This is a genomic window from Caldisalinibacter kiritimatiensis, assembly GCF_000387765.1.
Classification (GTDB): domain Bacteria; phylum Bacillota; class Clostridia; order Tissierellales; family Caldisalinibacteraceae; genus Caldisalinibacter; species Caldisalinibacter kiritimatiensis.
In genome coordinates this window covers 12,171-31,811 of the sequence record NZ_ARZA01000070.1, presented here as the reverse complement: position 1 = coordinate 31,811, position 19,641 = coordinate 12,171, and the positions used below count along the sequence as shown (strand labels likewise).

Annotated in this window: 19 protein-coding genes; 14 read left to right on the top strand and 5 right to left on the bottom strand. The window is 32.3% G+C overall.

Features of this window, described 5'->3' with window-relative positions; genetic code table 11:
• Positions 1-12: 12 nt before the first annotated feature.
• The 7 genes from L21TH_RS03625 (at position 13) to mnmL (ending at position 7,591) form a co-directional block, all read left to right on the top strand.
• Positions 13-540, top strand: coding sequence for a tetratricopeptide repeat protein (locus L21TH_RS03625; RefSeq protein WP_006309202.1), 528 nt, complete (start codon positions 13-15; stop codon positions 538-540).
• Between the two features lie 29 nt (positions 541-569).
• The gene (locus L21TH_RS03620) at positions 570-2,957 is read left to right on the top strand and encodes a glycoside hydrolase family 94 protein (RefSeq protein ID WP_006309201.1); all 2,388 of its coding nucleotides are present in this window, start codon (positions 570-572) and stop codon (positions 2,955-2,957) included.
• Between the two features lie 584 nt (positions 2,958-3,541).
• Positions 3,542-3,757 carry a hypothetical protein gene (locus L21TH_RS03615; RefSeq protein ID WP_034429219.1) on the top strand — a complete coding sequence of 72 codons (216 nt, stop codon included), beginning with the start codon at positions 3,542-3,544 and terminating at the stop codon, positions 3,755-3,757.
• Positions 3,758-4,106: 349 nt separating this feature from the next.
• On the top strand, positions 4,107-4,940 hold the full coding sequence (locus tag L21TH_RS03610; protein WP_006309200.1) for a 5'-methylthioadenosine/S-adenosylhomocysteine nucleosidase family protein: 834 nt from the start codon (positions 4,107-4,109) through the stop codon (positions 4,938-4,940).
• Complete coding sequence (locus L21TH_RS03605; protein WP_034429217.1) at positions 4,906-5,916, top strand: SPL family radical SAM protein; 1,011 nt, start codon at positions 4,906-4,908, stop codon at positions 5,914-5,916. Before L21TH_RS03610 ends, L21TH_RS03605 begins: the two co-directional genes overlap by 35 nt.
• Positions 5,917-5,929: 13 nt before the next feature.
• Positions 5,930-6,640 (top strand): SDR family oxidoreductase, encoded by a 711-nt coding sequence (locus L21TH_RS03600; protein ID WP_006309198.1) that lies wholly within the window; start codon positions 5,930-5,932, stop codon positions 6,638-6,640.
• Positions 6,641-6,655: 15 nt separating this feature from the next.
• Positions 6,656-7,591 carry a tRNA modification radical SAM protein MnmL/YtqA gene (gene mnmL / locus L21TH_RS03595; protein ID WP_006309197.1) on the top strand — a complete coding sequence of 312 codons (936 nt, stop codon included), beginning with the start codon at positions 6,656-6,658 and terminating at the stop codon, positions 7,589-7,591.
• 95 nt (positions 7,592-7,686) lie between these two features.
• Here the strand turns inward: mnmL and sdaAA are convergent, their stop codons facing one another.
• Both sdaAA and sdaAB read right to left on the bottom strand, forming a co-directional pair.
• On the bottom strand, positions 7,687-8,559 hold the full coding sequence (gene sdaAA, locus L21TH_RS03590; protein ID WP_006309196.1) for an L-serine ammonia-lyase, iron-sulfur-dependent, subunit alpha: 873 nt from the start codon (positions 8,557-8,559) through the stop codon (positions 7,687-7,689).
• A gap of 1 nt (position 8,560) precedes the next feature.
• On the bottom strand, positions 8,561-9,241 hold the full coding sequence (sdaAB, locus tag L21TH_RS03585) for an L-serine ammonia-lyase, iron-sulfur-dependent subunit beta (RefSeq protein ID WP_006309194.1): 681 nt from the start codon (positions 9,239-9,241) through the stop codon (positions 8,561-8,563).
• Positions 9,242-9,685: 444 nt separating this feature from the next.
• On the opposite strand from sdaAB, the gene L21TH_RS03580 reads away from it, so the two are divergent.
• The 3 genes from L21TH_RS03580 to L21TH_RS03570 are packed head-to-tail and all read left to right on the top strand — an operon-like array spanning position 9,686 to position 12,622.
• Complete coding sequence (locus L21TH_RS03580) at positions 9,686-10,870, top strand: quaternary amine ABC transporter ATP-binding protein (protein ID WP_006309192.1); 1,185 nt, start codon at positions 9,686-9,688, stop codon at positions 10,868-10,870.
• A 1-nt stretch (position 10,871) separates the two neighbouring features.
• The gene (locus L21TH_RS03575; protein ID WP_006309191.1) at positions 10,872-11,696 is read left to right on the top strand and encodes an ABC transporter permease; all 825 of its coding nucleotides are present in this window, start codon (positions 10,872-10,874) and stop codon (positions 11,694-11,696) included.
• A 53-nt stretch (positions 11,697-11,749) separates the two neighbouring features.
• Entirely contained in the window at positions 11,750-12,622 is an 873-nt protein-coding gene (locus tag L21TH_RS03570) for a glycine betaine ABC transporter substrate-binding protein (protein ID WP_006309190.1), read from the top strand.
• A 33-nt stretch (positions 12,623-12,655) separates the two neighbouring features.
• Here L21TH_RS03570 and L21TH_RS03565 read toward each other — a convergent pair whose 3' ends face one another.
• A complete protein-coding gene (locus L21TH_RS03565) occupies positions 12,656-12,916 on the bottom strand; it encodes a hypothetical protein (protein ID WP_006309189.1) in 261 nt (86 codons plus the stop codon).
• A gap of 135 nt (positions 12,917-13,051) precedes the next feature.
• On the opposite strand from L21TH_RS03565, the gene L21TH_RS03560 reads away from it, so the two are divergent.
• From L21TH_RS03560 to L21TH_RS03545, 4 genes are all read left to right on the top strand, one after another.
• Entirely contained in the window at positions 13,052-14,956 is a 1,905-nt protein-coding gene (locus tag L21TH_RS03560; protein ID WP_006309188.1) for a type I glutamate--ammonia ligase, read from the top strand.
• A gap of 211 nt (positions 14,957-15,167) precedes the next feature.
• A complete protein-coding gene (gene yedE / locus L21TH_RS03555) occupies positions 15,168-16,271 on the top strand; it encodes a YedE family putative selenium transporter (RefSeq protein ID WP_006309187.1) in 1,104 nt (367 codons plus the stop codon).
• Positions 16,261-16,476 carry a sulfurtransferase TusA family protein gene (locus tag L21TH_RS03550; RefSeq protein ID WP_242826499.1) on the top strand — a complete coding sequence of 72 codons (216 nt, stop codon included), beginning with the start codon at positions 16,261-16,263 and terminating at the stop codon, positions 16,474-16,476. The genes yedE and L21TH_RS03550 overlap by 11 nt, the downstream gene beginning before the upstream one ends.
• Before the next feature lie 8 nt (positions 16,477-16,484).
• On the top strand, positions 16,485-16,754 hold the full coding sequence (locus L21TH_RS03545; protein ID WP_006309185.1) for a putative Se/S carrier protein: 270 nt from the start codon (positions 16,485-16,487) through the stop codon (positions 16,752-16,754).
• Positions 16,755-16,831: 77 nt separating this feature from the next.
• Here the strand turns inward: L21TH_RS03545 and L21TH_RS03540 are convergent, their stop codons facing one another.
• The gene (locus L21TH_RS03540; protein WP_006309184.1) at positions 16,832-18,130 is read right to left on the bottom strand and encodes a metallopeptidase TldD-related protein; all 1,299 of its coding nucleotides are present in this window, start codon (positions 18,128-18,130) and stop codon (positions 16,832-16,834) included.
• The gene (locus tag L21TH_RS03535) at positions 18,130-19,560 is read right to left on the bottom strand and encodes a TldD/PmbA family protein (protein ID WP_006309183.1); all 1,431 of its coding nucleotides are present in this window, start codon (positions 19,558-19,560) and stop codon (positions 18,130-18,132) included. Before L21TH_RS03535 ends, L21TH_RS03540 begins: the two co-directional genes overlap by 1 nt.
• Between the last annotated feature and the right edge of the window lie 81 nt (positions 19,561-19,641).

Below are 19,641 nucleotides of genomic sequence, written 5' to 3'. Positions count from 1 at the left end.
GAGGAATTAGTTATGTTTACGTTAATAAAGAAACACCGTTTCTTGACCCTTATAACATTAGTAATTCTTGTTACGTACACATGGGTTTGGGTTCAATGTTATATAGCAACGCAAAACTACTATAGAAATGCTATGGATAATTTGAATAAAGGGAAATATATTACTGCTTTGAAAGGTGATAGAGTATTATCTGAAGATAATTCAAAATATGTCTTTATTGGAGGATTCCAACAGGTTGTTGAGATTTGGGAAAATCCTTGTGCAGTACCGAAACCAAAATTGTATACACAAGCAAAAGAAAAAATTAGTTCAATTATAAAAGAAAAAATTGATATACATACTGGTGAAGAGGCTTTTCAGACATATATTAACTTAGATAATAGGTATTTACCTGAAATTTTGTTACATGTTGGGGATTTATATTTACGGAAAGGTGATAAGAAAAGTGCTAAAGAAACTTATACAGTTGTGAAAGATGCTTTTGCTTTTAACCAAGAAGCTGTTAAATCTGCTGAAGAAAAACTGAATAGAATAAAATAGGATAAGCTTGATATTGAGGAGGGATTATAATGACAGAAGCTAGAAAATTTAAAAACAAATATGGCTACTTTACAGATGATGGCAGAGAATATGTAATTACAGAACCAAAAACGCCAAAACCTTGGGCTAATATTATTAGCAATGGAGATTATTCATTAATGATTTCTCAAACTGGTGGTGGATATTCTTGGAGAGGAAATGCGGGACAAAACAGAATAACTAGGTCGATGCAGGATATAATTAAAGACCCTTGGGGTAAATACGTATACATAAGGGATGTTGAAACTAAAGAATTTTGGTCTGCTGCATGGAAGCCAGTAATGGCAGATTATGAATATTATGAAGTAAGACATGGTATAGGATATTCAATTTTTAATCAAAAAATTAATGGTATAAAGAGTAAAATGAAAGTATTTGTAGTACCTGATGCTCCAGTAGAGATTATTGAGATAACTCTTGCAAATGAAAGTGAAAGAAAAAGAATATTAGATGTTACTACTTTTTTCGAATGGGGACTTGGATTTGCTCCAGATGAACATAGAGAGTTCCACAAAATTTTTATTGACTCAAAGTATGAGGATGACATTAATGGACTATTAGTTGATAAATACTTGTGGGGATTTCCAGATGAAAAAGGAAGAAATAATAATATTAGTTGGGAATATACAGCTTTTCATGCAGTTAGTGAAAGACCTAAATCATATGATGGCGATAAGGAATCTTTTATAGGAATATATGGACATGAGTCTTGTCCTAGAGCTATGAAAGAAGATAAATTAGCACAAAGAGTAGGACGTTTTGTTGATGCTTCTGGTTCTTTACAGGTAGAATTAGAATTAAAAAAAGGTGAAAGCAAAACAGTAGTGTTTACAATAGGGGCAGCAATGAAAAGCTATGAAGATCCTAAAGAATTAGCTAACAAATATACTAATGTTGAGGCTGCACAAAAAGCTTTTGAAGATGTACATAAATTTTGGAGTCAATTTATAGATACAGAAGAAATTAAAACTCCAGATGAAGCAATGAACATTATGACTAATGTTTGGCTTAAATATCAGTCTATATCATGTCGTCTATGGGGTAAATCTGCATATTATCAGACAAGTGCTGGATATGGATATCGTGATCAGCTACAGGATTCACAGATATTCTTGATAAGTAAACCTGAATATACAAAAAAACAAATACTAATGCATGCAGAGCAGCAGTTTAATGAAGGAGATGTGCTTCATTGGTGGTTTACAATTAGAGGTGGAGGCCCTAGAACAAAGTGTTCAGATGATTTATTATGGTTGCCATTTATTCTAGAAGCATATCTTAAAGAAACAAAGGACTTTACTATACTAGATGAAAGAGTATCATTTTTAGATGGTGGAAGAGCAACAGTATACGAGCATTGCAAACGTGCTATCGAAAGAGCTTTTCATAGATTTAGTCCAAGGGGCATACCATTAATGGGAGACCATGATTGGAATGATGGATTAAGTGCTATAGGTAATGATTGGAAGGGAGAAAGTTTCTGGGTAGGAGAGTTCTTATATGAAATTCTTAAGGAATTTATTTCAATAGCAAGAGAACGAGGCGACTATCAGTTTGCAGATAAGTGTAAAATTGTATATGAATCATTAAAAGAAAACCTTAACAAATATGGTTGGGATGGTGAATGGTATTTACAAGCTACAACAGATCATGGTTTAAAAGTAGGTTCCAAAGAGAATGAAGAGGGTAAGATTTTTCTGAATCCTCAGATTTGGGCAGTAATAAGTGGTATTGCAGATAAAGATCGAGCTAAAAAAGCCATGGAAGCTGTAACTAAGTATCTATTAAAAGACTACGGTACACTATTACTATATCCTGCATATACAAAGGTAAGAAATGATATTGGATATATCACCAGATATGCTCCTGGATTAAGAGAAAATGGTGGTGTTTATACACATGCCGCTACATGGTCTGTGTGGGCATATACACTAATTGGGGAGTCTGAACTTGCATATGAAGCTTATAAAAGAATTTGTCCACCTAATAGGTCAGACAATCCAGATGGATATATGTGTGAACCGTATGTAACTCCTGGTAATACAGATGGACCATTATCTCCATACTATGGAAGAGGAGGGTGGACTTGGTATACAGGTTCTTCACAATGGTTACATCGTGTAGCAACTCATTGGATTTTAGGAGTAAGACCGACCTATGAGGGATTGTTAATTGACCCAAGTATTCCAAAAGAATGGGATGGATTTACTTATAGAAGACAGTTTAGAGGTGCAACTTATTTAATAAATGTTAATAATAGTGCTCATGTAAATAGAGGAATAAAGGAAATATATGTAGATGGAAAATTAATAGAAAACAATGTGCTTCCAGATTTCAAAGATGGAAAAGAACATAGAGTAAAAGTATTAATGGGTTAACTTTCCATCGAAAAACTAATATAAATAAAGTGGCCGCAATGCGGCCACTTTATTTATATTAAGTAGGAGCGTGCCCAGTAAAGCTGTAATTTGCTTACTGGTGAAAGTCCAGTCTAGGTAGTTGCCAAGGAGCCTAGTAGCTATAAGACCAGTGCCATCAGAGATGATGGTGTTGAAGTGTTTCGAAAATGTACCTTTGTGGTGCTAGCAAAGATGCAGACCGTAACATAAAGTGAATCCTGCAGCAATGTTAGAAAAACCCCGTTAGGGGAGAGAAGAGGGTGGCAAGGCCCTTTCTATAGGACGAAGTCCATGGAATGTGTGGAGAACTTGGATTACAACACAGAAGAATCCTCCAGTGTACGGAGATTGGTATGTATCGAAAGTAAATTACGGAACTGGGGAGGCCTTACTCTGCACAGCGATAGCTGTAAAAGTAGATGTATATAAGCCAATAGGTGAAATTACAATCTAGCAGAGAGGGAGTCGGAGGGGGACATAGTACCTATAATGAATAGGATAACAAAACCTATTCTAGGAAAGGTGCCCTACTTAGCTAGTGTTTTATAAGGAGGTAAGAGCGAGTGAATGTCCAAAGGACTAACAACACCATAGATAAAGTTCGAGAATTTCAAATAAAACTATACTTATCAGTCAAGGCAAGTAAGACAAGAAGATTTCATGCCTTATACGACAAGGTATATCGAATGGATATACTTGAAAAAGCATGGAAGAAGGAATATTATAAGATAGCCAAAATGATAAATGGTATGGGATTAAAACGTCTTGCTACTAGTTAAAAGCCGTATGAGAAAGAATCTCACGTACGATTTGATGAGGAGGTGGCGGAAGAGAGTTACCTCAAATTCACCATTTTACTCTATAATTATCAACAGATTAAAATTGTGGATAAAATATGATTTTAAAACTACTAACAACGAACTACTAACTAACAAATCGACGAAGTCGACATTGTTCTTATTTTTTACGTCTTCCAGCACATTGTCTTTCCTGTCCACTGTTTCTAGTAAACTGTTCTCTAAAAAGCAGCTTTGCTGCTTTTTGACCCTAGACAAATAACAATATTTGAAGTATTCTCAATAGTGAGTAGTTTACGATTTAACACATCCAATTAAGAAGGTGAAATTTATGATATATATAACGGTAGCAATGTACTATGAAGCTAAACCTTTTATTTCAAAATTAGCATTAAAAAGAGATAATGACATAAAAAGATTTCAAGTATTTAAAAATAATGAAGTAGCACTCATTATAAGTGGGGTAGGGGTGATGGCATCTTCAATTGCCACAACATATCTGCTTACAAAATATAATGCAAACTCTACTGATTTGTTTATAAACGTTGGAGTATGTGGTTCCACCGATAAAGAGATAAAATCAGGTGAAGTATTTTTATGTCATAAAATTATAAATCATGATTCCAAGAAAATTTTTTATCCTGATATGTTATTTAGACATCCATTTAAAGAAGGAGTATTAGAGAGTTTTTCTAAAGTAGTTACAAAGGATATGTTAGAAGATGTTAAAGGTGATTTAGTAGATATGGAGGGAGCAGCAGCGTACGAGGCAGCATCAACTTTTTTGCCACCACATCAAATAAATTGTATAAAAATAGTATCTGATTTTTTAGAGCCTGATAATATAAAACCTGAAGAAGTAGAACACATTGTTAACAAAAATACAGATATCATTATTAGGTGGATATTAAGTAGACATAAAGCTATAACACCTAAAAGAAGTATCCTTACAGATGAAGAAAAGAATGTACTTCAACAAATAAGTGAAAATCTAAAGTTATCGACTACAATGAATCATCAATTAATACAATTAGCTAAGATGTATAAAATCAGGGAAGGTAACTTATTAGAAGTAGTTAAACCATTAATATCACTAAAATGTGAGTCTAAAAGAGAAGGGAAGAGTTATTTTGCAAAGCTTAAAGAACAACTTATGGAATTCTAGTTTTTCTCACATTTATATTGAAAAAAAGGCTAAGGATTATCTAAATACAAAGGAAATTTTGTCTAAATTTAAAGATGCTATTAAGATAGAAATAGACCACTATAAAGATGTATTTTCTAGGGGACATCAAAGCTTTGTACTACAAAAAAATAGCCCTAAATTAATATTAGCTGTTAAGGAAGATAATTTAGTATATAAAGGAGCAGAAGTTTGTGAAGACTTCGGTAACCAGCATTTTTATTACACTTCTTCTATAATGAATTGCATATATAACTGTGAATATTGTTATTTGCAGGGGATGTATTCATCGGCTAACGTTGTAGTTTTTGTAAATATTGAAGACATTTTTAATGAAATAGAAAAATTACTTGAAAAGCATCCTGTATATCTTAGTATTTCCTATGAGACTGATTTATTAGCCTTTGAAGGGTTGACCTCTTATACATCAAAATGGATGGAATTTGCAAGCAAACATTCAGACTTAAAGCTTGAGCTTAGAACGAAGAGTGCTAATTTTAATGCAATAAGCCATATAAAACCATTAAATAACGTTATTTTAGCATGGACAATTTCACCCGACAAGGTTATAGTTCAATATGAGAAGGGAACTCCTTCTTTAGATAATAGACTTAAAAGTGTTCGTAGTGCAATGGATAAAGGATGGAAAGTGCGATTGTGTTTTGACCCACTATTGTATATAAAGGAATGGAGAAAGCATTATAGTAAATGTATAGATAAGACTTTTGATGTTGTTCCTGTTGAACAAATACATGATATTAGCATTGGAGTTTTCAGAGTATCGAAGGATTATTTAAAGAGGATTAAAAAAGAGAGAACAAATTCTATGCTATTAGCTTATCCCTTTGAATGTAAAAATGGGGTATGTAGCTATACTAAAGAACATACTGAACAGATGATAAACTTTGTTTATAATAAGGTAAATAAGTATGTGACAAAGGAAAAAATATACATTTGAAAGGAAGATAATAATGAAGACAGCTATAGTTACAGGAGCTTCTTCGGGGATAGGTCTTGAAATAACCAAAAAACTTCTAGACCTTGGATATAGAGTCTATGGTATTGCAAGAAATTTTTCTAAAGCTCGAATAGAAAATGATAATTTCATAGAGGTTGTATGCGATATAACTGAAACTTATAAACTTGCAGAGAAAATAAAAAAGATAAGAAAAAAGGAAGAAATATATATACTTGTAAATAATGCGGGAGTAGGATATTTTGGTCCCCATGAAGAGCTTAATCCTAAAAAAATCCATACAATGGTGGCTACTAATTTAGAGGCACCTTTGGTGTTAACCCAATTGTTATTAAGGGACTTAAAAAAGACCTCGGGATATGTTATAAATATATCTTCTATAACTGCCAAAAAATCCAGCACCTATGGATGTGCTTATGCTGCTACTAAAGCTGGATTGGCACATTTCAGTAGAAGCTTATTTGATGAGACTAGAAAAAAAGGAGTTAAAGTTGTAACTATTTATCCTGATATGACTAAGACTCCTTTTTATGAACATCTTGATTTTAGAGAAGGAGATATTGAAGAAAGCTATATAACACCTGAGTGTGTAGCAAATGCAGTAGAGACAATTTTAGTCCAAAGATATGGAACTGTTGTTACAGAAATAACATTACAACCCCAAAGACATATGATTACTCGTAAGAAGAGGAAAAATAACAAATAAGGTAGGAGATGCTATATGAGATGGGGAGATAAAAGGTATCATTCATTAAACTATGAGTTGAGAAAGCAATTTGGACAAAAGGTAATTAAATTATCCCTTGATGGTGGATTTACTTGTCCAAATAGAGATGGAACTATTGGAAGAAGAGGATGTCTTTTTTGTAGCGAAGAAGGTTCAGGGGAGTTTGCAGCTCCTAGAAGATTAAGTATTACTAAGCAGATTAAACAACAGATAGAATTTTTATCACCTAAATGGAAAACTGGTAAATATATAGCGTATTTTCAAAACTTCACTAACACTTATTCTACTGTTGAAGACTTGAGAAGAAAATATATAGAAGCCATTTCTTATAAAGGGGTAGTAGGATTAGCTATAGCAACAAGACCTGATTGTTTACCTGATGATGTATTAGACTTATTAGAAGAGCTTAGTAAAAAGACTTATTTATGGGTAGAGCTTGGATTACAATCAATTCATGAAAAAACAGCAAAGTTAATAAGAAGAGGGTATGACTTATCTTGTTTTGAAGAAGCAGTGGATAAATTGAGAAAAAGAAATATAAATATAGTTACACATCTTATTTTAGGACTACCTAATGAAACTAGAGAAGATATATTAGAAACAGTAAAATATGTGGCCAAAAAGGATATTCAAGGAGTTAAGCTTCATCTGCTTCATATATTAAAAAATACAGATTTATGTGAGTACTATTATAAGCATCCTTTTCCACTTTTATCTAAAGAAGAATATATTTCATTAGTTGTAGACGCTTTAGAATTATTACCTCCAGAAATGGTTATTCATCGTTTAACAGGAGATGGAGCAAAGGATTTATTGGTTGGACCTAGGTGGAGCTTACACAAGTTAGCTGTATTATCAGGTATAGATAAAGAGTTAAAGAGAAGAGATAGTTATCAAGGAAAGAAGGTAAAGAATACAATTGACAATTGAGAATGGAGTATTATAGTCGATGAACTTGGGCGTTCATCGACTATAAAAAATACATTTGGTTCTTGAGGGATGCCTACGTCCCTCAAGTTATAGATTTACTTTCCAAATATTTTTTCCTTTATCTTAATTCCAGTTTCAGTTGCTGCAACTCCACCTAAAGCAGTTTCTCTGAGCTCATGGGGAAGGGATTTGCCCACCTTATACATAGCTTCAATTACTTCATCGAATGGGATTATGCTTTTTACTCCAGCTAAAGCTAAATCTGCTGATAACAGTGCATTAATAGTACCTGATGCATTTCTTTTTGTACATGGTGCTTCTACAAGTCCTGCTATTGGGTCACAAATAAGTCCCATTACATTCTTTATAGCAGTTGCTGCTGCATGTAATGACATTTCTGGTGAGCCACCTGCCATTTCAACGATAGCAGCTGCTGCCATAGCAGAAGCTGAACCACATTCAGCTTGACAACCTCCTTCTGCTCCAGAAAGAGTAGCATTTTTAGCTATTATTTCTCCTATACCAGAAGCGGTAAATAAAGCGTTTATTATTTCTTCATCAGTAGAGTTTAATACTTCGCTAGCTGTAATTATAGTAGCTGGTATTATTCCAGCAGAGCCGGCAGTTGGTGCAGCACATATTCTTCCCATTGATGCATTTACTTCTGAACAAGATAATGCACGTGCCATAGCCTTATTTATAGTATCACCACATAAAGTTTTTTGTGACATTCTATAGTCATTAACTCGTTTAGCATCTCCGCCTATGATGCCACCTACAGATTTAATATCTTGTTCTAGACCTAATTTTGCTGATTCTCTCATAACTTCAAGGTTATTCTTCATTTTATTTCTCACATCATTTATACTTAATCCTGTTAATTTACATTCTTTTTCTATTACAATTTCTGATATTTTACAATTTCTTTCTTTAGTAAGTGTCAGTAGTTCTTTTCCACTGTTGTACATACTAAACCTCCTCTTTAATTGGGTTTATAGCTCTGACTGATATTATATTTTCTATTTTAGTTAGTTCTTTTACTAATTCATTTGACAGTTCATCGTCGGTTTCTATAATCATTGAAGCTTCTACCCCGCGGTCTTTACGATTTACTTTCATAGTTGCGATGTTTATATCATTTTGAGCTAGTACAGTTGAAACTCTGCTTATAACTCCTTTTTTATCATATTGTCTTATGAAAAGGGTTGGATATTCACCTGTAAACTTAACATTATAACCATCGATATTTGTTATAAGTATATTACCTCCACCAATTGAAGAACCAGTAATTTCAATTTTATTGTCATCTTCTTTAGTAAAAACTATTTTCACTGTGTTAGGATGTGCATATCCTAAGTCGGTTTCAATAAATTCTATATTTATACCCCTTTTTTTGGCAATATTTAAAGAATTCCTTAGCCTTTCGTCATGGGGCTCCATACCTAGTACGCCTGCTACTAAGGCTCTATCAGTACCATGGCCTTTATAAGTTTTTGCAAAGGAACCATGAAGATAAAAGGTTACAGACTTAAAGCTAGTTCCTACAATATATCTTGCTACTTTTCCTAATCTAGCTGCTCCAGCTGTATGAGAGCTAGATGGACCTATCATAATAGGACCTAATATATCAAAAACACTATAATTTTTCATATTAATCTTCTCCTTGCCTATTTAAGTTTTAGTAAGTTTTTATTATAGCTATTAAATTTTAACATTTTAATTTTATAAGCACAACATAAATACAGTTAATATTGTATGAAGTTTTTACTGATTAAATTCTATAGAATGAGGAAACCAGACCACGATTTTACAAAAACGTATAAATCATCCGAATTCTGGACTATATCGGACTTAAAGCCAGTAATAAAGAGTATTCAAGCTCTATAGTTGTTTAAGGATATTATAGACATCCATAGATTGGTATATCACAATATAGGATATTTGAAATAATAAATCATAACTGATAAACTAATAATGTGCTTAATTGTGCGCATTTTACTATTTGGTATGTAATATTTTAACTTATGAAATATACAATTTTAAAAAGAAATCATTTTAAAATGATTTCTTTTTTTATTATAAAGGAGGTATACAATGTACCAGGTTGAGGTTAAAAATTTGTACAAGGTTTTTGGCCCCCATCCTAAAAAAGTATTTTCTTTGTTAGAGAAGGGTCTATCAAAGGAAGAAATACTTGTAAAAACTGGGAATACAATAGGGGTCAATGATGTAAGCTTTAAAGTTAAAAAAGGTGAATTCTTTGTAGTAATGGGATTATCAGGTAGTGGGAAATCCACATTGATTAGGTGCTTAAATCGCCTCATAGAACCGACATCAGGGGAAGTACTCATTGATGGTGATAGTATTATAAAGGCAGAAAAAGATAAACTATTAGAAATGCGCCGTAAGAAAATAGCTATGGTATTTCAAAAGTTTGGACTTTTTCCACATCGTAGCGTATTAGATAATGTTGAGTATGGTTTAGAAGTGCAAGGGGTTGATGAGAAAGCTAGAAGAAAAAAAGCATATGAAGCTTTAGAGTTAGTTGGACTAAAAGGATATGAAAAACAAATGCCTCATGAACTAAGTGGAGGTATGCAGCAGAGGGTAGGTTTAGCAAGAGCTTTAGCAACAGACCCAGATATTTTACTCATGGATGAAGCTTTTAGTGCATTAGACCCATTAATCAGAACTGAAATGCAAGAAGAATTGTTAGAATTACAGTCAAGAATGCACAAAACAATAATTTTCATTACACATGATTTAGATGAAGCGTTGAAACTAGGAGATAGAATTGCGGTTATGAAGGATGGACAAGTAGTTCAAATAGGAACTCCAGAAGGTATTCTTACTAATCCAGCTAATGAATATGTTAGGGATTTTGTTAAGGATGTAAATAGGTCAAAGGTAGTATCGGCTTCTTCAGTAATGATAAAACCGGATGCATTAGTAACTACTAAAGATGGTCCGAGAGTAGCGCTTAAAAGAATGAATGAACAGAAAATATCAAGTGTATATGTTACCGATAAAAATAGAAAGCTAAAAGGAATAGTAAATGTAGATGACGTTGCAGAAATGATTAAGCAAAAGAAAACTAGCCTTGAAGAAATTCTAGTCACAGATGTTCCTACCACATCTCCAGATACTCCAATAATTGATTTAATGCATTTGGCAACAGATTCCCAATATCCTATTGCTGTTATAGATGATAATAATAAATTATTAGGAATAATTGTTAGAGCTTCACTAATTTCTGGTATTGTAGGAGAGGAGGATTAATTTGATAGATTTACCTATTGGAAGTACATTTGAATTAATCGTTGAATGGTTACAGAATAATTTAGAGCCATTTTTCGATGCTATAAGTAATATATTAACTTTTATTATTTCTGGATTTGAGAATATTTTTTTATTCCCACCTAGTATTGTAATTATTATCATATTATCTCTTTTAGCTTGGAAGCTTTCAGATAGAAGGATTGCTATATTTACCTTTATAGGATTAGGCCTTATAGTTGGAATGGAGCTATGGGAAGAAACTATGCAGACTTTGGCTTTGGTTATAGTATCTGCATTAGTTGCACTTCTTATAGGAGTTCCTTTGGGAATTTGGGCTTCAAGGAATAATGTGGTAGACAGAATATTAAGACCTATTTTAGATTTTATGCAGACTATGCCGGCTTTTGTGTATTTAATTCCAGCAGTATTATTCTTTAAAATGGGGAAAGTACCTGGAGCAGTAGCAACTGTTATATTTGCTACTCCACCAGTTGTAAGACTTACGAATTTAGGGATACGTCAGGTTCCAACTGATGTTATTGAAGCTGCAAAATCATTTGGTTCGACATCAAGACAAATGCTTTTTAAAGTACAGTTACCGATGGCGTTACCAACAATATTAGCGGGTGTAAATCAGACAATAATGTTGTCACTATCTATGGTAGTTATTGCAGCAATGATTGGTGCTAAAGGACTTGGTGAAAAAGTATTAACTGGAATTACGCAGTTAGAGATTGGATTAGGTTTTGAAAGTGGTGTGTCTGTAGTAATACTTGCAATGATATTAGATAGAATAACTCAGGCTTTAGGAAAAACTGCTGAATAATATATTTTCATTAGTCTGAGTTATAATATAAAAATTTCAAGGAGGATTATTTAATGAGGAGATTTACAAAAATCATTACTTTAATGTTATTAGTAGTTTTATTAGGTACAGTATTATTCTCAGGATGTAGCAACCAAACTGAAGAAAAGGATACTGTCAAACTAGCATATGTTAACTGGGCTGAAGGTGTAGCCATGACTAATTTAATGAAGGCTGTATTAGAGGAAAAAATGGGATATGAAGTTGAAATGACAATGGCAGACCCAGGTGTTATTTTTACTTCTATAGCAAATGGAGATTATGATGCATTCTTAGATGCGTGGTTGCCAGTTACCCATGAAAGCTATTTAGAAAAATATAAGGACGATTTAGTGGATTTAGGATATAATTTTGAAGGAGCACGTATAGGATTAGTTGTACCTGAATATGTTGAAATTAATAGTATTGAAGAATTAAATTCAGTTAAAGATAAGTTTAATGGTGAAATTATTGGTATAGATTCAGGAGCAGGTATTATGAACGCTACAAACAAAGCTATTGAAGAGTATGGACTAGACTATGACTTACTTGCTGGTAGTGGTCCTGTAATGACTGCTTCTTTAAAAGATGCAATAGACAATAATGAGAACATTATTGTTACAGGATGGAAACCACATTGGAAATTTGCTAGATATGATTTAAAATTCCTAGATGACCCTAAAAAGGTTTATGGAGAAGTAGAAAACATCCATACAATGGCAAGAAAAGGATTAGAGGAAGATATGCCAGAGGTTGCAGAGCTTTTTAGAAACTTTAAATTAAATGACCAGCAATTAGGTAGTTTGATGGGTATGATAGCAGATAGTGATGAGGAGCCAGATGTTGTAGCTAAAAAATGGATGGAAGAAAACGAGGAATTAGTTAACAGTTGGTTACCACAAGAATAATATCTTAAAACAGCAGCTTTAAGCTGCTGTTTTTTATTGAAATCTCATAGATCTAACTTGTATATTTTTTATTCCTTCTAAATTTTTTTCCAATTCAGAGCTTCTATTACCGCTATCTTCAACTAATTCTAACAGTATTAGACCTTTCTTTGTATTAAACATATCATTTTCCTGTTGCTGATGTAATCCTAATCTAGTTTTAATAATATCTCCGAAATTTGTAAGAACTCTTTGCATTTCTTGAACTTCTTCAAATCTGTCATCTACTTGAATACCCATAATAGTTTTTGACATAATATACCTCCTTACATTTTGATATCAAAATGTATTATATTCCAAATAATGAAATTTATACATTGTGTTTCGTATCCTATTAAATTTATGTTATAATTAGATAATTAAGTATAAAAACGAGGAGGATATACAAAGATGAACAATCTAGTATATGTTGTTCCACCGGCTAAACATGATAAGGACAGCTTGATAGAAATCTTAAAAGAACATCCTGAAATTCAGTTTGTGTCACTTATGGGGGTAGACATAGGTGGGAATGCTACAGACGAAAAAATACCAGTCAAATTATTCATTGAAGACATGGAAGATATGCTGAAAAATGGTATACAAACGGATGGCTCTAGTGTTGTATTGCAGGGAATTGCAACTTTAAGTAATGCAAGAGTAGATTTAGTGCCTGATTTAGATGCAAATTGGTTTGTAGATTATAACTATGATAACTTTTATGAAGAAAATGGATTGCCAGTAGGTACATTAAAGATTCCTTCATTTTTGATTCATAATGATAAAAAAGTTGATTCTAGGTCAATATTGAATAGAGCTGTAGAAAATTTTAAACAAAAGCTTATTGAAATATTTAAAGAACATCCTAAACTTGCAAAGCAACTAGGAATAAAGAGTTATAAAGATATAGAGGATGTTATATTAACATCTGCAACTGAGCTTGAGATGTGGGTTAGAACACCTAACGATAGAGCAGATATTGAAAAACTTTCGACTTCACAGATGTTAAAGGAGCAGTATTGGAAGAGAACACAGGGAACTGTTAGAACTGCCCTTGAAAAGAGTATACAATTATTAGATAAGTATGGATTTGAACCTGAAATGGGTCATAAAGAAGTCGGAGGAGTTACTAGTAAAATAGGTACTGGTGGCAAATTAAGTTACGTTATGGAGCAATTAGAAATTGACTGGAAATATAGTACAGCACTTCAAGCTGCAGATAATGAAATAGTAGTGAGGGAATTAGTTGAAGATGTATTTAGAAGTCATGGGCTTGAAGTTACTTTTGCAGCTAAGCCTCTTGAAGACGTTGCAGGTAGTGGAGAACATACTCACGTTGGTGTTGCAGTTAAATTAAAAAATGGTGAGATAGTAAATATTTTTTCACCTGAAAATATGAAAGAAGATTATTTAAGTGAATTTGGATATGGAGCATTAATGGGAATTCTTAAAAATTACGAAGTTATTAATCCATTTATAACTTCATCAAATGATGCTTTTAACAGATTAAAGCCAGGGTTTGAGGCTCCTGTTTGTGTTGTTACTTCTTTAGGAATAGATGCCGAAACTCCTTCAAGAAACCGCTCAATTTTGGTAGGGGTTATTAGAGATTTAGATAATCCTTTAGCTACAAGATTTGAAGTTAGATCACCAAATCCAATGTCAAATACGTACTTAGTATTGTCTACTTTATATCAAGCTATGTTAGATGGAATTAAAGCTGTAGCAGAAAGTGGTAAGAACACTAAAGAATTAGAAAAAGAAATATCTAAAGCTCCAGGTGAAGACAGCTTCTACCTTGAGAAGGAAAGAGGATACAGAAGCGAGGAAGATGTTTTTGAATATTATACAGAAGAAGAGAGAAATAAAATATTTGGTGAGCCTCCAGCTACAGTATGGGAAAATATAAAGAATCTTCAAAAATGTGAAGATAAAAAACAAATTTTATTATATGGAGAAGTATTTACTGAGAAAATAATTAAATCCTTTGAGCTTAGTACATTAGATAGATGGATTACAGAGCTTAAGAATAGAATATTACAACATAACATTGAAATATTGAGACAGTTTAAAAGAATTCATGATGTTGAATTTGCCACTGATTTAGATGTAGTTATGTGGGAAAAAATATATAACCTAAAGGTATATCTTATGAAGGATAGCTTAGATAGAAAATCATTATTTACTAGAATTAGAACTGCATTAGCTACTAAAGACTATGATTTAGCTTCAGAATTACAAAAAGAGATGAATGAAAAGATGAAAGAAATTAGAAAACTATATAGTCAATATAAGAGAAACTTATTTATGGTGTAGGTCTAATGAAAGAGGGTAACGGATAATCCGTTACCCTCTTTCGATTATATCGATTATCTAATATCCGAAAAGTAGTATTATTACTCTGCATAGAACTTTTCTATGGAAACAATGGTAACTATTAGAAAATATTATTTTTAACCTTGTTAAATTTTTAATATAATCAAAATGTAAGAAAAGTCAAAAAAATAACAAGGATGGAGGGGAAAGTATGAGGAACAATAGGTTAAAAATTATTATCTCAGGTGGTTTAATAGGTATATTATCAGCCCTATTAGTCAAACTAGGTAATCCTGCTAATATGGGAATCTGTGTAGCATGTTTCTATAGGGATATTACAGGGGCATTAGGGTTACATAGAGCTAGTGTAGTACAATATTTACGTCCTGAAATTATAGGTTTCATATTAGGTGCATTTATAATGGCTAAATTCAAACACGAATTTAAAGCTAGAGGAGGTTCTTCTCCAGTAATACGTTTTGTTTTAGGATTCTTTTTAATGATTGGAGCATTAGTGTTTTTAGGTTGTCCTTTAAGAATGATATTAAGACTTTCTAATGGAGATTTAAATGCATTAGTAGGATTAATAGGATATATAGTAGGTATTTTGATAGGAATTCAGTTTATTAAAAAAGGTTTTACTTTAGGAAGAAGTATAAAACAAACACCTGCAGCTGGTTATTTTATGCCAGCAATTGCGATTATATTATTAATTTTCTTAATAGCTAAACCAACTTTTATAATCTTTAGTGAAAAAGGTCCAGGAGCTTTACATTCTCCAGTATGGATTTCATTAGTAGCTGCATTAATTATAGGTGCTGTGATTCAAAGAACTAGATTATGTACAGCTGGTGGTATCAGAGATGCTTTTTTAATTAAAGACTATCATTTCTTATGGGGATTAATAGGTATATTTGCATTTTCTTTAATAGGTAACTTAATTTTCAATCCTGCTGGTTTCAAAATCGGATTTGTTGACCAACCTGTTGCACATAATGATTTTATTTGGAACTTTTTAGGTATGACTTTAACAGGTTTAACAGCAGTATTATTAGGAGGATGTCCATTAAGACAAACTATCTTAGCTAGTGAAGGAGATGCAGATTCTGCAATTACTGTTATAGGATTTATTGTAGGTGCTGCTTTTGCTCACAATTTTGGCTTAGCAGCAAGTCCTAAAGGTGTGGGAACTAATGGGAAAATAGCAGTAATTATTGGATTAATAGTTGTGTTAGCAATTGCAGCTAGTGTAGTATCATATAAACAAAAACAAAGCAACAAAAAAGTTAAAGGAGGAGATAAAATTGTTGCATAATACTGTGGATGCAAGGGGAAGGTCTTGTCCTGAACCTGTAGTAATGACTAAGAATGCTTTAGATAATTATGATGGAGAAAAAATACAAGTATTAGTAGATGCAATGGTTGCAGTTGAAAATATTAAGAGATTTGTAGAGGGAAGAGGATTTAATGTAGAGGTAGAAGAGAAGGATGAAGAATATATCATAACAATAAATAAATAGGTGATAATATGAAAGATAATTATTGTGTAATGACATTTCACTCAACACATCATGCATTAAATTTTGAAAAGGCTTTAAAGACAAAGGGGTATGATGTAAGATTAATGCCTGTGCCAAGACAGGTGAGCTCTAGTTGCGGTACAGCTGCAGAGTTTCCGTGTGATAAAAAGGAAGAGATACTTAAGATATGTATAGAAATGGATATAGAGATAGATAACCCTTATACAATAGAGAACAAAAAAGGTAGTAATTGGTTTTCTAAGTTTTTAAAGAAATAAAAAAGAGAGCTATGCTTAATTAAGCATAGCTCTCTTTTTTCAATAATTAGTATCTGAAGGGCAACTTTAGTCGTTTTTTAGCTTGCTATTGTTACATTAAATAATTGTATAGATTTTGGTCCTACAAAATTATTATTTTCTTGAATTTCCTTAGATAAATACATCTTTTGTTTTACTTCGTTTATATTGCCTGAAATAGAGCCACCAGTAACAGGTATAGTTTCTTTACCGTTGAAATAGAAGCCTAATCTAATTTCGCCACCAAAATCTCCTGTTAAAGGATTCATTTGAAAGTCTGAGAAGGCAATTAGTTCTAAATAGGGTTTTTGTTTAAAATCTTTAACAGATTTACTACCGCCTTCAAAAACAATATTATTAATTTCTCCTGTAGGATTTATACCAATATATTGAGCATATCTATTATCGGCCCAATATTTATTTAATATACCTTTTTTGATTATGGAAACTGGTTTCAAAAGTGTACCAAATTTGTCGTAAGGAGCTGATTCTGTGGAGTTTTTAAGGTTAGGGTCTAATCTTAAGCTAATTAAATCTCCTTCAACGGAATCACCTTGAACATTTTCATTTAGCTTTAAAGTAGATATACCTTCATAAACATATCTACCATTTGATTGAATATAGTAGTAATTTAAGAACTCTTGAATAGGTTCACCTGTTAGTATTACTGGTATTTTATTTAAAGAAGGAGTTGGCTTGGCTATTGCCTTTTGTTTACTAAATAATAGCATCTCTTTTACTTTTTCTGAAATCATTTCAGGAGCAAAATCTGCAAATTTTATGTCCTTATAAAGTTCAATTTCTTCAGACTGTTCTTTCCAGTTTGTGATAAACTCTAATTCACCTTTATATTTTGTGTAATTTACATCTAATCCCTTTGAATTTACATTACGGGTATATATCTTATTTAAGAATAGTTCTGCGGAATTTATCGCTCCATTATCATGAACATCTTCTTTATATATCGCATCAGTTAATTTAGGCAGCCAATCAGAAAATTGACCATTTTCAAATTTACTTTCTACATTAATAGGTTTTTCTTCTGAAGGCTCAACTAATGAGTAAAATTCATTTTTAACAAATTTAGCTGCGAAAGCTGCCTTTTCTAAAGCAGTTTTTATTTCTGATTCATTCATTGTTGGATGAATATTTATTGTAGATGACCCTTTATATTTTTTTCCGTCTTGATTAAAGTCTTTATAAACAGTTACTTTAAAATGATGAACCTTTTTACCTCGATTCATGTCTAGTTCTTTTTTTATAAAGAAAAGCTCACTTGATTCTACTTTCTTTTCAATTATAGACCAATCATCTATTTCTTTTATTTGAGAAAGTATATTTTTAATCTTATCTAGCATTATCCTAACCTCCCCCTTGCTTTGATATATGGACCACCATTAGATGTTTTAACAAATTCTTTATATCCTTTACCACAGTAGCCAGTACCCGATAGCTCTACTTTTTCTGAAACCATTGATATGGATTTTAAAAGCTCAGGTACATATCCAGTTAGAATAACAGGGGAGACGATATTTCCAGTAAGTTTACCGTCCTTTATCTCCTTACCCTGCAAAATCATACATTGGATTCCCCAATTTTTAGGGTCTTCCATACCACTCATAAGTCCTTCTAATAAGTAGCCGTTTTTAATTGAAGCTATCATATCTTCTAAAGTATCATTTCCAGCTGCTATGAATGTGTTAGTCATTCTTGCATATGCTTTACGCTCAAAGGATTCTCTTTTACCGTTACCAGTAGGTTTAGTACCTAATTTGAGAGCTGATAATAAATCAGAAATACCAGTCTTTAGGATTCCATTATCAATTATTATAGTATCAGTTCCCAAAGTACCCTCATCATCGAAGAAATAAGAAGAAACTTCTTTAGCGGCTAAAGCACCGTCATGCATTGTTACTAGATTAGATGCGACAGGTTTATCTATATATTCTACTGCTTTGGCTCTATTCTTAACAAACATATCCATTTCAACACCGTGTCCAAAGGCTTCATGGGCAATTAAACCTGTAATATCTGGAGCGCAAATAATATCATATTCCCCAGGAGTGACCTTTTTTGCATCTAATAACTTAACTCCATAGGAAACTACATCTTCAACGTTAGACTCTAATTCATCTATTAACTCAACACCTTTGAGTCCTGAATATCCTTTGTGGGCAAATTTAGTTATATTTTCTTTACGTACAATAGGAACTAAATATCCTTGAGACCATATATAGGATTGTTCCAATTCTTTTTTATTTGAAATAAATAATTTTGAAATATGCACTTCTTCATAGGCAACTCTAAAGTCTACTAAGTATTCAGATAAATCTAATGCTTTTTCTTTAATAGCAACTAATCTTTCGATTTTTTCTTTGGCGCTTACATCTTTAGGCATTATTTTTACTGAGCCAAAAAAGCTTTTTTTAATTGGTTCTTCTTGAATAACAGGGTAATCGCTTATCTCAATAGAAGAATTTTTTAAGCTGTTGATATCGTTTTCAAGCTTAGTTGTAATATTTGTTATCAAGGAATCTAAGTTGTCTTCAGATATTTCGTTGAAAGAAAATTCAGAGTAATTAATTCCATTATGTACTCTTATTACAAATCCTCTTTCTGTCCACATTGAATCCGATATGTCTATGCCAGTTTTTTGGACAGAGTACTGTGTACCGTAAGTGTCTGTTCCTAAAACTGAAACGTATTCATATCTGTCAGATAAAATTTCTATTAATTTTTTTAGCGTACTTTTTTGGTCTTGAAGATAATTTGACATAGGCACTTGCATTACTTAATTCCCTCCCCCTTCAAACTAATAGAGTTATAACAATTCTTAACTATAACTCTATCAATATTAACAATAAAAAGC

Coding starts and splice junctions, on each gene's coding strand:
- L21TH_RS03625 (WP_006309202.1), top strand. CDS start 13: ATGTTTACGTTAATAAAGAAACACCGTTTCTTGACCCTTATAACATTA.
- L21TH_RS03580 (WP_006309192.1), top strand. CDS start 9,686: ATGTACCAGGTTGAGGTTAAAAATTTGTACAAGGTTTTTGGCCCCCAT.
- L21TH_RS03545 (WP_006309185.1), top strand. CDS start 16,485: ATGAAAGATAATTATTGTGTAATGACATTTCACTCAACACATCATGCA.
- sdaAB (WP_006309194.1), bottom strand. CDS start 9,241: ATGAAAAATTATAGTGTTTTTGATATATTAGGTCCTATTATGATAGGT.
- L21TH_RS03570 (WP_006309190.1), top strand. CDS start 11,750: ATGAGGAGATTTACAAAAATCATTACTTTAATGTTATTAGTAGTTTTA.
- yedE (WP_006309187.1), top strand. CDS start 15,168: ATGAGGAACAATAGGTTAAAAATTATTATCTCAGGTGGTTTAATAGGT.
- sdaAA (WP_006309196.1), bottom strand. CDS start 8,559: ATGTACAACAGTGGAAAAGAACTACTGACACTTACTAAAGAAAGAAAT.
- L21TH_RS03560 (WP_006309188.1), top strand. CDS start 13,052: ATGAACAATCTAGTATATGTTGTTCCACCGGCTAAACATGATAAGGAC.
- L21TH_RS03540 (WP_006309184.1), bottom strand. CDS start 18,130: ATGCTAGATAAGATTAAAAATATACTTTCTCAAATAAAAGAAATAGAT.
- mnmL (WP_006309197.1), top strand. CDS start 6,656: ATGAGATGGGGAGATAAAAGGTATCATTCATTAAACTATGAGTTGAGA.
- L21TH_RS03610 (WP_006309200.1), top strand. CDS start 4,107: ATGATATATATAACGGTAGCAATGTACTATGAAGCTAAACCTTTTATT.
- L21TH_RS03565 (WP_006309189.1), bottom strand. CDS start 12,916: ATGTCAAAAACTATTATGGGTATTCAAGTAGATGACAGATTTGAAGAA.
- L21TH_RS03620 (WP_006309201.1), top strand. CDS start 570: ATGACAGAAGCTAGAAAATTTAAAAACAAATATGGCTACTTTACAGAT.
- L21TH_RS03600 (WP_006309198.1), top strand. CDS start 5,930: ATGAAGACAGCTATAGTTACAGGAGCTTCTTCGGGGATAGGTCTTGAA.
- L21TH_RS03535 (WP_006309183.1), bottom strand. CDS start 19,560: ATGCAAGTGCCTATGTCAAATTATCTTCAAGACCAAAAAAGTACGCTA.